The sequence below is a fragment of the Lacticaseibacillus casei DSM 20011 = JCM 1134 = ATCC 393 genome (assembly GCF_000829055.1).
Lineage (GTDB): Bacteria > Bacillota > Bacilli > Lactobacillales > Lactobacillaceae > Lacticaseibacillus > Lacticaseibacillus casei.
Genome location: NZ_AP012544.1, coordinates 1,255,674 through 1,271,913, shown reverse-complemented (window position 1 = coordinate 1,271,913; position 16,240 = coordinate 1,255,674). Strand labels below are relative to the sequence as shown.

Annotated in this window: 13 protein-coding genes; 1 reads left to right on the top strand and 12 read right to left on the bottom strand. The window is 48.1% G+C overall.

Annotated features, from left to right (window positions below; translation table 11 throughout):
• Window positions 1-11 precede the first annotated feature (11 nt).
• The 4 genes from LBCZ_RS06360 to dnaE form a co-directional block, all read right to left on the bottom strand.
• Window positions 12-473 carry a DUF441 domain-containing protein gene (locus LBCZ_RS06360; RefSeq protein ID WP_025012919.1) on the bottom strand — a complete coding sequence of 154 codons (462 nt, stop codon included), beginning with the start codon at window positions 471-473 and terminating at the stop codon, window positions 12-14.
• 225 nt (window positions 474-698) lie between these two features.
• The gene (gene pyk / locus LBCZ_RS06355) at window positions 699-2,465 is read right to left on the bottom strand and encodes a pyruvate kinase (protein ID WP_010488463.1); all 1,767 of its coding nucleotides are present in this window, start codon (window positions 2,463-2,465) and stop codon (window positions 699-701) included.
• Window positions 2,466-2,524: 59 nt separating this feature from the next.
• Window positions 2,525-3,484 carry a 6-phosphofructokinase gene (gene pfkA, locus LBCZ_RS06350; protein ID WP_010488465.1) on the bottom strand — a complete coding sequence of 320 codons (960 nt, stop codon included), beginning with the start codon at window positions 3,482-3,484 and terminating at the stop codon, window positions 2,525-2,527.
• A gap of 111 nt (window positions 3,485-3,595) precedes the next feature.
• Window positions 3,596-6,892, bottom strand: a complete 3,297-nt coding sequence (gene dnaE, locus LBCZ_RS06345; RefSeq protein WP_041084722.1) for a DNA polymerase III subunit alpha — start codon at window positions 6,890-6,892, stop codon at window positions 3,596-3,598.
• Window positions 6,893-6,987: 95 nt separating this feature from the next.
• Between dnaE and LBCZ_RS06340 the strand changes: the two genes are divergently transcribed.
• Complete coding sequence (locus LBCZ_RS06340) at window positions 6,988-7,182, top strand: YjzD family protein (RefSeq protein WP_010488470.1); 195 nt, start codon at window positions 6,988-6,990, stop codon at window positions 7,180-7,182.
• Between the two features lie 182 nt (window positions 7,183-7,364).
• Here LBCZ_RS06340 and LBCZ_RS06335 read toward each other — a convergent pair whose 3' ends face one another.
• The 8 genes from LBCZ_RS06335 to rnz form a co-directional block, all read right to left on the bottom strand.
• Window positions 7,365-8,225, bottom strand: coding sequence for a hypothetical protein (locus tag LBCZ_RS06335; RefSeq protein WP_025012918.1), 861 nt, complete (start codon window positions 8,223-8,225; stop codon window positions 7,365-7,367).
• A 91-nt stretch (window positions 8,226-8,316) separates the two neighbouring features.
• A complete protein-coding gene (locus LBCZ_RS06330) occupies window positions 8,317-9,870 on the bottom strand; it encodes a bifunctional metallophosphatase/5'-nucleotidase (protein WP_025012917.1) in 1,554 nt (517 codons plus the stop codon).
• Window positions 9,867-10,421: a DUF1836 domain-containing protein gene (locus LBCZ_RS06325; protein ID WP_039638984.1), complete on the bottom strand. Its 555-nt coding sequence runs from the start codon at window positions 10,419-10,421 to the stop codon at window positions 9,867-9,869. The genes LBCZ_RS06330 and LBCZ_RS06325 overlap by 4 nt, the downstream gene beginning before the upstream one ends.
• A gap of 344 nt (window positions 10,422-10,765) precedes the next feature.
• On the bottom strand, window positions 10,766-10,957 hold the full coding sequence (gene rpmF, locus LBCZ_RS06320; protein ID WP_005686472.1) for a 50S ribosomal protein L32: 192 nt from the start codon (window positions 10,955-10,957) through the stop codon (window positions 10,766-10,768).
• A 180-nt stretch (window positions 10,958-11,137) separates the two neighbouring features.
• Window positions 11,138-13,744 carry an ATP-dependent chaperone ClpB gene (clpB, locus tag LBCZ_RS06315; RefSeq protein ID WP_025012916.1) on the bottom strand — a complete coding sequence of 869 codons (2,607 nt, stop codon included), beginning with the start codon at window positions 13,742-13,744 and terminating at the stop codon, window positions 11,138-11,140.
• Between the two features lie 125 nt (window positions 13,745-13,869).
• Window positions 13,870-14,196 (bottom strand): LapA family protein, encoded by a 327-nt coding sequence (locus LBCZ_RS06310; RefSeq protein ID WP_010488491.1) that lies wholly within the window; start codon window positions 14,194-14,196, stop codon window positions 13,870-13,872.
• Window positions 14,197-14,209: 13 nt separating this feature from the next.
• A complete protein-coding gene (locus LBCZ_RS06305) occupies window positions 14,210-14,995 on the bottom strand; it encodes an SDR family NAD(P)-dependent oxidoreductase (protein WP_025012915.1) in 786 nt (261 codons plus the stop codon).
• A 113-nt stretch (window positions 14,996-15,108) separates the two neighbouring features.
• Window positions 15,109-16,065: a ribonuclease Z gene (gene rnz / locus LBCZ_RS06300; RefSeq protein ID WP_025012914.1), complete on the bottom strand. Its 957-nt coding sequence runs from the start codon at window positions 16,063-16,065 to the stop codon at window positions 15,109-15,111.
• Between the last annotated feature and the right edge of the window lie 175 nt (window positions 16,066-16,240).

Sequence of the window (16,240 nt, the reverse complement as noted above, 5' to 3'; positions counted from 1 at the left end):
TCCGACTTGCCTTACCGTCCAGGCAGTATGTTGAACGCTATCAAAATAACATAAGTAATGCCACTAGCAATCACCGGACCGGCAGCGATGCCTTTTAAGAACACAACCCCTAAAATCGTGCCAAAAACCAAAGCAACTGTCATTTCCGGACTCATGGCTAGCAGACCGACACCTTTGGCAGACAGCACCGCCACTAAAACGCCGCAACCAATGGCAATCCAGCCAGCCGGACTCTTGATCACATGCAATAACTCTTTCAAGCCGATTTCACCTGTCGCAATCGGCACCATAATCGCAGCCGAGATGACGGTGACACCCCAATTAATGCCTTGACTCTGCAACAATTTCATCAAATGCTGTGTTTGCGGTAGTAATTTCAGCACCATCACGACAGCAACGCCGATCACGAGGCTCTTATTTTTGCCGACTAACGCAATGATCAAAATGGCCAGTAAAAATAACCAACTTTCCACAGGTGTGCTCCTCCAATCATTTGCCGATCAGGATCATCGGCTGCCTGCTATTCATCTCATCAATTCATACTGCTTTTCATTATAAGCTACCCGATCATCGCTGACGAGTCCCCAGTCATTTTTGCTAGCAGTTAATTGCTAAAATGAGAACGCATTTCAACCATCAAAAAACTCCCGAGTTTCCTCAGGAGTTTCTGAAAACCATTGTTAAACTGACTGTCCGGATTAAAGGGCGTTGGTAGCACCTTTATAAACAATCCCCCGACGAGAATCAACGGTAATGATCTGGCCGTCAGAGATAACGCTGGTAGCATTTTCAGCACCAACAACAACCGGAATGCCCATGGCGATGCCGACAACAGCAGCGTGACTGGTCAAGCCGCCAGTTTCAACAACCAAGGCAGCCGCTTTTTCGATTGCTGGCAGGTAATCCTTGTCGGTTGTCTTAACAACCAGAATATCACCCTTTTGCATCTTAGCAGCAGCTTCTTGCGCATTGCTTGCAATGACCGCTTTACCAATCGTGGATTCGTCACCGACACCTGAGCCTTGAACCAGCTTGGAGCCGATAAGTTGAACCTTCATCACGTTGGTTGTGCCAGATTCACCAACAGGAACACCGGCAGTGATCAGAATCAGATCGCCTTCCTTAGCAAAGCCAAGGTCTTGAGCCTTCTTGGTTGCCAAGTCGAACATGGCATCGGTATTAGCAGGCTTGTCGGCAATGATTGGGTAAACCCCCCAGTTAACCATCAAACCACGTTGGGTCTTCTCGTTGAAGGTAATGGCAAGAATGTCAGCCTTCGGACGATACTTGGAAATCATCCGTGCAGTGTAACCGGATTGGGTTGCAGCAACAATTGTCTTGACGCCGAGGTTACGAGCCGTGTGTGCAACACTTTGGCCAACAGCTTCGGTAATGTTCTTGTTGCTGTATTCCTTCAAGGCAAATGCATCTTGATCCATCATCGCTGCTTCGGTATATTCGTCGATCCGGGCCATTGCAGCAACAGATTCAACCGGATAATCACCATTAGCAGATTCACCGGAAAGCATCGTTGCATCCGTACCATCAAAAACAGCGTTCGCAACGTCGTTTACTTCCGCACGGGTAGGGCGAGGGTTTTCCTGCATGGAGTCAAGCATTTGAGTAGCGGTAATAACCGGCTTGCCCAAAGCATTGCACTTCTTGATCAACCGCTTTTGAACGATCGGAACATGTTCAAATGGAATTTCAACACCCATGTCGCCACGAGCAACCATCAAACCGTCAGAAACCTTCAAGATGTCATCGATGTTGTCGATACCTTCTTGAGATTCAATCTTAGGGAAGATCTGAACATTAAGCGCGTTCTTTTCTTCAAGGAGTTCACGAATGTCCAAAACATCCTGAGGCTTACGAACAAAGGATGCAGCAATGAAGTTGATCCCGTGATCCAAACCGAAACGAATATCATTGGAGTCTTTTTCAGTGATACCAGGTAAATTGATGGCAACGCCTGGAGCATTGACACCTTTCTTACCGCCAAGAACACCGTCGTTTTGAACAACAGTGACAAGCTCGCGGTTCTTCTCGTCTTTTTCGGTGATCTTCATGTCGATCAAGCCATCATCGAACAAAACGTGGCCGCCAACATGTGTATCATCGTAAAGACCAGGATAAGTAACAGCAACCTTTTCCTTAGTACCCTTCAAACTGGCATCCATGGAGATGCGAACTTTATCACCCGTGTGGAATTCGATCGTGCCATCTGGGGTATCCTCAAGCGTGGTCCGAATTTCGGCACCTTTCGTATCAAGCATGATACCAACGGTCTTACCCGTGATCTTTTCAGCCTCGTGAACCATCTTCATCCGTGCCAAGTGCTCTTCGTGATCACCATGGGAAAAGTTGAAACGGAAAACGTTGGCGCCCGCTTCGATCAACTTAACGATGATGTCAGTGGTGTTACTAGCAGGTCCAAGTGTGCTGACGATCTTGGTTTTTTTCATAAGTGAAATCGCTCCTTGCAATTATTTAAACAGACGTTAATGTCGTTTGTTTACAGAAATTAAAATGTTAACTCTTCCGCCAAGGTGTAGAGCGAAAGTTCAGCGTGGTGTTTAGCATCAAACAAGGTCCGGACGTCATGGGCCGTGATCTTGTTGTTTTCAATGCCGACTGCTAATGCACCCTTGCCGTCCAGCAAAAGTTCAACGGCGTAAGCACCCATTTGTGAAGCCAATACGCGATCACGAGCGGATGGTGCACCGCCCCGGACAATATGGCCCAGAACCGTTGCACGTAACTGGAAGTCGCCGTAAGCTGCCAATTCTTTGGCAAACTGATCGGCATGCATCACGCCTTCAGCAAGCAAAATAACCGCATGCTTCTGACCGCGTTCACGGGAACTTTGCAACTTCGATGCAATCTTTTTAACATCAAAGTCGTGTTCCGGAATGATGACATCTTCAGCGCCACCGGCTACACCGGACCAAAGTGCGATGTCACCGGCCTCACGACCCATGACTTCGACAACAAAGGTACGTTCATGGGAAGCCGCGGTATCACGCAACCGGTCAACCGCTTCAACCACGGTATTGACCGCAGTATCAAAACCGATCGTAAAGTCGGTGTACGGAATATCGTTATCAATCGTTCCCGGTAAGCCGATTGTATTGAAACCATGGCGGGTCAATGCCAAAGCTCCGTGATAAGAACCATCGCCGCCAATGACAACCAATGCTTCAATCCCGAACTTGTTCAGCTGTTCAACCCCGCGCAACTGGCCTTCTTCTTGAGCAAATTGCGGATAGCGTGCCGAGTACAGCATGGTCCCGCCACGCTGAATCTTATCGCCGACAGTTGACTCGCTCATTTTAAAAATATCGCCAGCAACTAATCCGGCAAAGCCATAATTGATGCCGTATACTTCAAGGCCTTCATGCATCGCCTTGCGAGCAACAGCCCGGACCGCAGCGTTCATGCCTGGTGCATCGCCGCCACTGGTCAAAATACCAATGCGTTTCATTATTTCACCTCATGCATATTCTTTTGCGATATGTCCTACCACAAATACTCATTGAGTTTACCACTTTTCTGAAACAAAGTCCTTGAAAATGAGAACATTTTTCAATTTTCTCTAGGACTCCTGCCGCGTTCTTAGGACCACATTGTTGGCGCCGAACTGTGACTTCAGGGCTTCCACCAATGTTGTATCAGCCTTGACCCAGTAACGCTTGTCTAACAAAATACTTTCACGAGTAGCAGTGTCCACAGTGATAACAGGTGTTGTTCCATGAGCGGCTTGCAATTTTTTCAGTAAATCGGTTCGCAAAGTCGTATCCTTCGCGTCCAGCCGAATGAATAATTCGGCACTTGGCAGGCTAGCTAATAACGGTTGTGCATCCTGAATCCGATTTACCACCAGCTGCAAATCATCATTACGCTTTTCCACGCGCCCGTTCACGAATACCACCATATCCGTGGTTAAGTCTTCGATCGTCGGATACAGGTTCGGAAAAACTGTCAGTGACACATTGCCGGTTGCATCCTGGCCGTCCACAAAGGCCATCGGTTTACCTGTTTTCGTCCGAATTCGTTTGATATGCCGCACCAGCAGCAAAATGTTCACCGTCTGCCCTTCCTTCAGATCGCTGACGCTCGCCAAGGTATATTGGGTTTTCAACGGCGCATATTTATCAACCGGATGTCCGGATAGATAAACCCCAAGAACCTCCGCTTCGGCTTCAAGCCGCTCACTGGCGGACATTTCCGGCACTTTGATTATTTTAGGCGCCAACATCGAAAAGAGCTCGACGTCGTTGCCTGCCAATTTAACAGAATTAATCAACTCGTCCAGATTAGCCAGTGTCTGCGCCCGATTCGCATCAAACGTATCAAATGCCCCGGCAAGAATCAATGATTTAAAGTTGTCAGCTTTCAACCACTTAGGATCCAGTCGTTGTAAAAGATCGCGTAAGTTTTTGAATGGGCCATTTTGACGCGCGGTAAAAATGGCTTCGCTAAAGTCGCGGCGCATCCCTTTGACGGACGACAGGCCAAAACGAATTTTTCCTTGGCTTAATTTAAAACCGCCATTGCTGGCATTAATATCAGGGCCTAGCAAACCGACTTTCCGGGCCTTGGCTTCTTGAACGTAGGTACGCAGTTTTGGCAGATTGTTCATGCTGGCATTCATCAAGGCGGCAAAAAACGCTGCCGGATAATGAACTTTTAAATAAGCCAGCCAAAAGGCAACCTTGCTATACGCAACAGCATGTGAACGGTTGAAGCCATAATTTGCAAACCGATCAATGTAGGCGTAAACGGTTTTGGCCGTTTCTTCAGGGAATCCCTGTTTAACGGCGCCTTCGATAAACTTGTCCTGTTCGGCTGCCAGCACTGCGGACTTTTTCTTGCTCATCGCTCGTCGTAACAAGTCCGCTTCGCCAAGACTGAAGCCGCCCATAACGTTGGCAACCTGCATGACCTGCTCCTGATAAACGAGCACGCCATAGGTCGGCTTGAGGATTTCGGTCAGCGCCGGATCTGGGTAGGCAATCGGCTCCTGGCCGTTTTTGCGAGCAATGAAAGTGTCGATGTTTTCCATTGGCCCGGGTCGATACAAGGCATTAACCGCAACGACGTCTTCAAATGCAGTCGGGTGCAATTTTCGCAAGACATTTTTGATGCCAGACGACTCGAACTGGAAAACTCCATTGGTATCGCCTCGCGCAAACAAGTTTAACGTCGGTTTGTCGTCCAGCGGAATGGTCTTGGGATCAAACGGCTTGCCGGTATCCCGCGCCACAAAATGGCTGGCAGCGGCCAAAATATTAAGGTTCTTCAGTCCCAGAAAATCCATTTTCAACAAGCCTAACGCTTCAACGTCATCCTTGGGAACCTGAGTTTGTTCGAGTCCGTCACCACTGGGCTGCAAGGCCACGGTATCGGTTAGTGGCTCTTCTGACAGCACGATACCCGCCGCATGCGTGGAGTAATGCCGCGGCAACCCTTCTAAAGCTAGTGCGGTTTGAAACAGCATCCGATTTTTGGGTGAGTCGGCAACCAAATTCTTGAGCGGCTGGCTTTGCTCATAAGCTGTCTTCAAATCAATGTGAAACAAATTAGGGATTGCCTTACTCCATGTGTTACTTTCAAACTGACTTAAGCCAAATACCCGCGCAACATCACGAATCGCCTGCTTGGCCCCGAATGTTCCAAAAGTAATGATCTGAGCCATGTGATTCTCGCCATACTTGTCGTGCACATACTGAATTAACTCGCCGCGGCGGTTGTCTGGAATATCCAGATCAATATCCGGCATCTGCGCCCGTGCCGGATTCAAAAATCGTTCGAACAGCAGATTATATTCAATCGGATCGACTTCGGTAATGGCCAGCGCATAACTCACTAACGAGCCAGCCGCCGAGCCACGTCCGGCGCCGGTCATGATGTTCACCTTGTGCGCATAATTCATCACATCCCAAACCACCAGAAAATAATCGGCAAAGCCCATTTCGATAATGACATGCAGCTCATATTGCAAACGTTTCTGGTAGGCTTCTGGAATCGGCTGGCCATGAAAACGAGCGTCAAGACCGGATTTAGCCAGTTGGGTCAAATAATCTTTCGATGGTATCTGATCCGGCGTCTGGTAATGCGGCAGCTGAGGCTGTTTAAAGTCAATGGTGACATCGGCACGGGCGGCAATGTCAGCGGTATGATCCACCGCTGTCTGTAGCCCAGCCGCTGCAAACGGTGCAGCAGCGTCTGTTGGCGGTTTTAACCAAGCTTCACCGGCATCGGTTAAAACCGGATCACGAAAGTTTAATTGGCTGCCTTCATCAATGGCAACCATGACTTTTTGCGTAAAGGCATCGGTTGGGTCACGATAAAGAACATTGCCCAATGCCAGCGGTTCAAGCTGGTGCGCTGCGATAAACGCCGGAATAGCACTGTCAAGACGCGCCTCATCCACACCGACATAAACGGAAGCCGGCTGCTTGGCTTTTAAAGCCGTTAAAAACGCCATTGCCTGCTCATCGTGATGCGTCGTAACAGCCTCCGAAAATGGCGAATCCGGCAGCGCAATGGCGGCCAACCCAGTCAGCGGTAATAAATCAGCAAACTTAACCGGTGTCTTCGCCAGCATGATTTGCGTCGATAATTTCAGGAGTTGGTGATAGCCCGTATTGTTTTCGGCAATGACTAACAAGCGGGCATCGTCAATATCAATCTGCATGCCTAGCAACGGCTTTAGCCCTGCAGCTTTTGCCTGGCGATAAAACTCGACCAGACCGTAAACCACATTGGTGTCGGTTAAGGCAATGGCCGTGTAACCCCTTGTTTTGGCTGCCTGAATCAAATCAGGCAGTGCCAATGGGCTGTGTAATAGGGTATAATTGCTATGAACCTGTAATTGGGTAAACGTCATCTTGCCACCTCACCCCTATTATACTGAAAATTGTCACAATTTCAGTTGATTTCGTCAAGAGTCGTGGTAAGATGACGACAGAAAAGAGGGATTTCATGCGGTATCTACCTACCATCGTCTGGGGCCTGATCCTCGGCCAAGTTGTCGGCTTCCTGGTCGGCGCCTTGAGCGGCAGCAGTTACGATCCTAAAACAAGCGCGATCGTTAGTGTTATTTTCATCGTGATTTTATTTTTCTTCCCGCCGGTTATGCAGCACTTTGCCAAGTCAGCAGGAAAACCAGAACATTAAACTACAACGTGCCAATTGAACACGCTTGACAGATCAGTATCCCAAAAAAGCACCTGGAGACGGCCTTCGTATTAGCTGCCCTCAGGTGCTATTTTCATGATCTCTAAATTTCGATGTTCAGTTGGACCCCAAACTACATGATCAGTGCGCGTGGAACCAGCCATTCAACAATTTTGGTTGAACTACTTTGTGACGTAAAGGTACAAAGCGGTGGTTGAATAGCCAACGTCAAAATGCACACCGTTGCTCTTAATCGTGCTAATCGTTGTGGCGTTGTTCTTAGATTTAGCATCTTTTGTCAGTTTCTTGAAGTGCGAGAAAACGGTTTTGGCATTGGCACCGACCGCCGTACTGAGGAGCCCGAAATCAGTTGCGAAGGCCTGCATCTTCTTGCTGTCCTTGAGAACCGATAACGGCACAATAACAGCAAAGCCCATTGCCTTGCCATGCGCAACACTCGCGCGATAATTAATGTCAGCGGTTTTTAAGATGGACTGAATGCCAGTTTTGGCCGTTGTTGGCAATTGATTTGCCTTTGTACTGGCCGTGGCCTGTGCCATCAGTGTTTTAAGTGCCTGTGCCTGTTGTGCGGCCGCCATTTTTTCTGCAGGGGTCATGCCAGCCGCATTTTTTTGGAGCGCAGCCGCTGCTGCCTGTCCTTGTTTCAGTTTAGCTTGATCAGCTTTTGAAAGACTCGATACTGTCAGCATCTGATTGAATTTAGTTGCAATATCGGCGTAATTCCCTAATGACTTGCCTGCTTTGACCGTAACGTTGGTTTTGAGTGAACCCGCCTTGAGGTTAACCTTCTGTGCCTTATCGGTGATCGGTACATCGATGACAAACGTGCCACTGTTAACCGGCACGCTTCCTTTGCCAGCGTCACTGGTGTAACTGACGCGTTTGACGCCACTGGCATTGCCCTTGACCGTTGCAACTAGCCCATCGCGGCCGTAAGTTGTTTTTGTGGTGCTTAATTGCTGCCCGCAGCCTACCAGCAATAATGCCAATAGACCAATCAGACCGTATTTCCAAAACTTCATGACGGAACATTCCCTTCACTTGATCTCAATTAATGACGTCCATCAGCATAAGCGTTCACTGGGCACTTGACAAGCAAAATATGACTCAGTGTCACATTGACGGCAAGACAATGAAATTATGATCTGCCACTGCTTCTAAATCCGGATGAACTTTCAAATAATCAGCAATCAATTCGGTCATATCTTTTTGATTTTCGCGAATGATCTTTTCCGGTCCAAACATAGCAAAATTACCACCACCAGCTGCTCGGTATTGGTTGACGGCAATATCATAAGTTTGCGCTGCTATCACTGGTTGCCCATGGTACGTCAGTTTGGTCACGCGTTGACCGACTGGCTGGTGAATGTCCAACGTATAATCGATGCCCTGATACATATCATAATTATAATGTTGCGGCTTAGGACGCTCGAATCGCGGTGTCACTGTCAACTGACCATCAGCAGTCAATGAAAAGTAGGTCGCACATTGTTCTAATGCAGCTTTAAGATTCGCACCCGTCAAGCGCAAGACAGCCAGTGTATTAGGATAGATATAGTTGGTCACGATATCGCGCATCGTGATGGTCGCACCGAAACCGCGGCCTTCGTTATTAAACAAAGCGGTACCGGAAATATCGGCGCCGGTACTGGCCATTTGTACTCGCTGAATAAACTCGATATAAGGGGTTTCATGCACCCGCGCCGCAAACGGATCCCGAATCCGCATGTCCCCTTTGACTTTTGCCAATGGCTGATCAAGCCAAGTCTCGACAACTTGATTGAGCGGCTTGGCAATGTCCACAATGGCTTCGCTGGCAGCCGAAGCACCGGCATTAACCAAAACCGCTTTGCTATTGGTCACCTGATAACCAGTTGCAGTTGGGGTCAGGGTTAAAGTGATTTTACCGACTGCTTCGCCGCGATAGCCTGGTTGCGTACTCGGAACGCCGTTAACAGTTGCGGCCAACTGGCGATGTTGATGGCCCGTAATCAACGCATCGATTCCAGGAATCTGCGTCAACGCATAACCCACATTTTCACCAGTTAAGCGTTCGGTAGGCTGCCCGGTTCTTAAATCCCGCTCAAAACCGCCATGATAGGCCACAATGACAACATCTGCCTGCTGTCGTAAACGCGGCACATAATACTTCGCCGTCGTGATTACATCCTGAAATTGAAGCCCGGCAATATTTTTAGGTGCCTCCCAGTGCGGGATATAGGAAGTTGTCAAGCCAAGAACAGCAATTTTGACCCCGTCCCGTTCAAAAATTTGATAAGGAGCACCAAAAGTGGGTTTACCATCACGGGTAATATTCGCATTCAACGTTGGATAATTCAGCGTTGCCAACGCTTGCCGTAAATAGTCGGCACCATAGTTAAACTCATGGTTGCCGATGATGCCCGCATCATAACCAACCGCGTTGTAAATTTGTGTAATCTGCTCCGGCTGGCGACTAATCTTGGCGACATAATACGCTAATGGCGAGCCTTGCAGCCAATCGCCATTTTCAATCGTCAAAACCGGACCTGGGGCAGCAGCTTTTTGCGCATCCATAACCGTCTTGGCTTTGGCAAGGGAGAAAGGCAGGTCCTGCTGACGTTTGACATAATTAGTCGGCAGAACAAAACCATGGGTATCGCTGGTCGACAATATCGTGAGTTTCATGCCTTTTTTCCTTCCTTTGGCGCCGGTGTTTCTTCGAGTTCCAGCATTTTTTCAACCATCAGCTTTTGCAAAACCGCATTAATCGCTAATGTCACCACTGCATGCTGAGTCGCCGTGGTGTCTGGTTTATTAACCCGGTTAATGGTCAAGGCATCATTAAAATCTGAGTTTGCCTGCTCAATGGCACTGACAAATGTAAGGATAAAGGTGTCATACGCTTGAGCGACTGGTCGATCTTCTTTGGCAAAACGGATCCCCTTTGCAATCATGTCCAACGCAAAAACCGGTTTCAACATGGCAATCACTAAAATATTCGCCAATTGTTCCGGATGGTATTTTTTCTTGATTGGCGCCTTAATCACCCCTTTTTTGACATAGTTGTTCACCATGGTCGATGTGATCTCACCAAAACCAAGCGGTGATACAATGTCATTCACATATTGAATAACCTGATCCATGTAAAGATCAAATTGGGGTAAATCGGCCCAGCGCGGAAACTGTGCTTCTTGAAGTTGTCGCAGGTAGTCAGCAAATTTTTTGTTATCAGCCATATTGCACCTCGTTTTAGCTACATTATATCATGACAGTTAGTTTTGATAACCAAATGTTCAATGGTTCAATAGTTGAATATCTACTATGCTATTTGTCCTGTATTTATTTAATTTCTAAAGATCTGATTATTTATAGGGGGCTATCTATGCATGGGTTTCAGTGATTCTTGCGTTTAGTGACGTGCTCATTGGCGCAGAACTGCACATAAGGGCCTCAGACGCAATGGCCAGAGTAGCGTTAGCAGGAAGCGTTGTTCTATTATGGGCAAGTGTATGGTCGGCTTTCGCTTTCTATAACGCGCTCACAACAAAAAAGCCAACACCGATGATGTGTTGGCTTTTTATTATGCATTTGCGTTATCGTCAGACTTCTTGACCACTTGGGCACCCTTGTAATAACCCTTAGGTGAAACGTGGTGGGAAACGCGGTATTCGCCGGTTGCTGCATCGAATTGCAAGTTAGGCACATTCAACTTAATGTGACCGCGGCGCATACGCTTCTTGGTCTTTGACGTTCTGCGTGCTGGAACTGCCATGAGCGGAAAACCCCTTTTTTAGTAAGATTTCTAAACTACTTTATACGGTCGATGATCAAAATGCAAGTCCGATCATCGTCACGCGTGGACAGAAACTTGTTTTGTCACAGCAACGCTAATCATACATGAAAAGCGGCGTCAAGGCAAGGGTCTTTACAGAATAATTCAGCTGTTGCAAGCTTACGCCTTGGCTGCGACCTGCTTGGCTTTAAATTGCAACTGATCGTCGACAACAGTGATCACGACTTCCTGACCGGGTTCGATGGTGCCGCGAATGAGCTCTTTGGCCAACGGCGTTTCAACGGCACTGGTGATTAAACGTTGCAGCGGCCGAGCGCCAAATGCCGGATCGTAGCCCTTGTCGGCCAGCCAAGTCTGTGCTTCTGGCGTCATATCCAAAGTGATCTGCTGATCGGCCAACCGGGTTCCCAACTGATGCAAATCTTTAACGGCAATTTGTTTGACATCATCCAGTGAGAGCGGGTGGAACATGATAATGTCATCAATTCGGTTCAAAAATTCCGGTTTGAAGGCCTTGTTGACCAGTTGACGCACTTGATCCTTCGCCTGCTGACTGACGGTGCCATCAGCTTGAACGCCATCCAGAAGGTACTCCGAACCCAGATTCGAAGTCATAATGATAATCGTGTTCTTAAAATCAACCGTTCGGCCTTGTCCATCCGTTAAGCGTCCGTCATCTAACACCTGCAATAAGATATTGAAAACATCCGGATTGGCTTTTTCGATTTCGTCCAGCAACACAATCGTATATGGATTACGCCGGACCGCTTCTGTCAATTGCCCGCCTTGTTCATAACCGACATAACCCGGCGCGGCACCGACCAATCGGGAAACGCTGGCTTTTTCCATATACTCCGACATGTCAATGCGAACCATGTGCTTTTCCGAATCGAATAGATCCTCAGCCAACGCTTTGGCAAGTTCGGTCTTCCCGACACCTGTGGGCCCCAGGAAAAGGAAACTGCCCAGCGGACGGCTTGGGTCTTGTAACCCGGCACGCGAACGCAAAACCGCATCGGAAACTGCGGTGACTGCTTCATTCTGGCCAATAACGCGTTTGTGTAAATTATCTGCCAGATGCAGCAACTTTTGGCGATCACCTTCAACCAGTTTAGCAATTGGAATGCCGGTTTCCCTTGAAATCACTGCCGCAATTTCATTTTCAGTCACACTTTCCTGCACTAACCAGGACTGGGGCCGATCGTTGTTTTCCATAGCTTGCAACTCTTTTTCAAGTTGGGGGATCGTGCCATGTTGTAGGCGGGCCGCGGTTTCTAGATCATAACGGCTTTGGGCATCTTCCAGCTCATGTTTAGCCTTGTCAATTGCCGACTTTTTCTCGTTAAGCTGCCGGATATCTTTCTTTTCTGCTTCCCACTGCGCCTTTAACTTATTGGTTTTTTCCTTCAAGTTAGCCAATTCGGCATCAGCGTTCTCTAGGCGCTTCTTACTTGCCGGATCACTTTCATTCTTCAACGCCTGCTGTTCGATTTCCAATTGCATCTGTTTGCGTTCAGCAACGTCCAGTTCGGTTGGGCGGGAGTTCATTTCGACATTGATCGTTGCGCACGCTTCATCGACCAAATCGATCGCCTTATCCGGTAAAAACCGGTCCGTAATATACCGGTTCGACAAGGTTGCTGCTGCCACAAGCGCCGAGTCGTGAATCCGTACTTTGTGGAAAATCTCGAAACGCTCTTTCAAGCCACGCAAAATGCTGATTGTGTCTTCCACTGTGGGTTCCTGCACCAGTACCCGCTGAAAACGCCGTTCCAAGGCTTTGTCTTTTTCAATATTTTCCCGATATTCATCAAGCGTTGTAGCGCCGATCAGATGCAACTCACCACGCGCCAACATTGGCTTAAGCAAGTTGCCAGCATCCATGGAACCCTCAGCGCGACCGGCACCGACGATGTTATGAATTTCGTCAATAAAAAGAATGATTTGCCCTTCACTCTTTTTGACTTCTTTCAAAACCGACTTTAACCGTTCTTCGAATTCCCCACGGTATTTGGCACCTGCTACCAGACCCCCCATATCCAAGGAAATAATCGTTTTATTTTTTAAATTGTCCGGAACATCGTTTTTAACAATTCGTTGGGCCAAGCCTTCAACAATCGCGGTTTTCCCGACACCGGGTTCGCCAATCAAAACCGGATTGTTCTTGGTTTTACGACTCAGGATTCGGATCACATCGCGGATTTCCTCATCCCTACCGATGATCGGGTCCATTTTTCCGCTACGAGCCTCTTTGACGAGGTCAGTACCGTATTTCTCCAGACTCTTGTAGTTGGCTTCGGCATTCTTGCTGGTCACTTTTTCCCCGCCACGGATCTTGTCGATCACCTGACGCAACTTCTTGGCATCGACTTTAGCATCGTTGAGTAAGTACTGGGTAATTGTGTTATAGCGTTGCTGATATAGCGCAAGCAACAGCGCCTCAGTCGAAATGTAAGTGTCACCGAATTCATCTTTGACGGTGTTGGCGTCTGTCAATAATTGGGCCAGGTTCTGGGACATACTTTGGCCATAAGTACTGGCGCCTTCCACGACTGGCTCAGCTTCAAGCGCCGCCTCAATGGCTGCATTCAGTCCTTGAACATTCACGCCGGCTTCACGATAAATCTGCTCAGCCAACTGATTAGGTTGGACTAGACTTTTCATGACATGCGGAATGTCAATTTCTTGATGATGTCGCACTTGGGCAATTTGCTGCGCAGCGCCTAAAGCCTCGGCAACTGCTTGGGTAAAATTATCTGGATTCATCCACGTATCCCTCCATAACCGTTCATTAACTGTTTATTGTTTTCAAATCCACTTTACGATATTGGTCAGTAAAGGTCAAACATTATCGAATAAAAAACGCGAATCGCATCATCCGCGTTTTGTCGTTATTTTTTCGTTGAATCAACCGGCTCTTCCTTAGGTGCCTGAACCGGTTTAGGCGCTGGCTTTTCGGCTTTGTTCGCCTTCGTCAATTCAGTGATGCGCTGCTGCAATTCACGAATCTGTTTTTTGGCATTGGCAACGGCACTGGTTGAAATTAACCAGGTGACCACTGCGCCGATTAACACAGAAACCGCAATGATCACGATCAATGGCCACTCCAACTGAATCCCAAAAAAGTTAACCGAAACGCCTTGACCATTTAGCAACGCAAAAATAATTAAAATTAATGCAAGTACCAATCCGATAATAAATCGCTGTTGACCCTTCATTCAAGCCACCCCTTTATTTTTTGTTCAGCAAACCGCCTGCTAACCAATCGCCGATATGTGGAAATAAAGTATACAAGTCAGCACCCAGATTCATCAACCAAGGTGTATTGATTTCCCGTACCGGATGGTTAAATGTTGCAACAATTCGCCGCGCCAGTTTATCAGGATCCAATACCAGCCAAGAAACGCTGGCCAAGTAGTCCAATGCCCTAGCCGATTTGAAGAAGTCGGTTGCAATCGGTCCCGGGTTAACGGTTGTCACAGTGACCCCAAATGGCTTCAATTCCAGTCGTAGTCCGTTACTATAACCCACCACTGCAAACTTTGTCGCCGAATAAATAGCTGACTTGGGTGTGGCAATTTTACCGGCCATCGATGAGACATTGATGATGTGTCCTTGGCCACGAATCGCCATGTCGCGTCCCAGCAGCTTGGTTAAGTACATGGTTCCCAAAACATTCACGCGAAACATGCGTTCAACCAAATGCATATCCGTGTCAAACGCATTCTCAAAATGACCAAAACCGGCTGCGTTGACTAACACATCGACAGATCCGACGGTGGCATGAATGCGCTCAACGACGGCTTCAATAGCGACAGGATCAGCCACATCAACCGGAAAAGCAAACGCTGGCCGACCAGAAAGTGAACTTGCCTCTGCTTGAGCCTGACGTAACTTGTCACGTCTACGTGCCAGGAAAACCACCGTTGCCCCTTTTTTGGCGGCTTCCAACCCAATTGCTTTACCCAATCCGGCTGATCCGCCAGAAATAACTACTGTTAGGTGTTGTTTCACGATGCTGCTCCCTCCTTGTACGCTTTGCTGTTCCAATCACGCTTGAGCCACTGTCACTTCAAGCCGGCACTGCTTTTCAGCCAATCACCATTGTCGCTTGCTGACAGAACCGGTTATTAAACGGATCCCGCCGACGTCAACTGGGGACTGGCAAACGGAATATTAACTTCTTCAAAATCCTTCACCACGTGGGTATTGGGGAAAATACGCTGGGCACTTTTTTCTAACATCGCAACGCCGGGGCCAAGATACCGCGCAGAAATGTGATTCAGCAACAACTTGCCGACACCGGCGCGCTTGGCTAACTCGGCAGCCTGAATATTGGTTGAATGATAGTACTGTTTGGCTAACTGGCTTTCGTCCGGGCCAAAAGTACTCTCGTGAACCAGAACATCTGCACCAGCTGCTAGTGGCAACGCGCGACTGCATTTTCTGGTGTCGCCAAAAATCGTCACAATCCGGCCCGGTTGTGCTGGCCCGATAAAATCATGACCGTCAAACGTCCGGCCATCGGGCAACGTCACCTGTTTACCTGCCTTTAACTCGGCATAAACCGGTCCAGACGGAATTTTAGCGGCCCGGACCTTATCAATCAGCAACTCACACGGATGTGGCTTTTCCTCAACCCGAAACCCAAAACTGGTGATGCGATGGTCAAGTCGGTCAAAAATGACTTTAAAGGTCTGATCTTCAAAAACCGTTCCCGGATGCCGCAGCAACACAAACTTTAAGGCATAACTCAAATGACTCTGGGAAACCTTCAGACTGGTTCTAACAAAATCCTCAATGCCAGGCGGCCCGTAAATCGTGAGCGGATCAGTGCCGCCTTGGTTGGCGCGACTCGCCAAAAACCCCGGTAACCCGAAAATGTGGTCGCCATGCAAATGGGTGATGAACACCTTGGCAATCTTTCGCGGTTTAATCGTGGTCTGCAGAATCTGATGCTGGGTACCTTCGCCAACATCAAATAGCCAAACCTCATTGCGTTCGTCAAGCAGCTTTAAAGCCAGACTGCTGACATTGCGAACTTTGGAAGGCGAACCGGCGCCTGTACCCAAAAATTGAATTTCCATACCATACTTCCTATTCTGTCAAACTTCACTTTGTAGTCTACCACAAGTCCTGCAGAATTATCCTTGTTTGATCGCGGATAACGCTGCTTAGCTTTGGCAAAGCGGCGCACAGGCAAAAGAAAGTTCCGATAAGAACGATTGGCTTTCCAACCCCTTACCGGAACTCAGTTTAGTT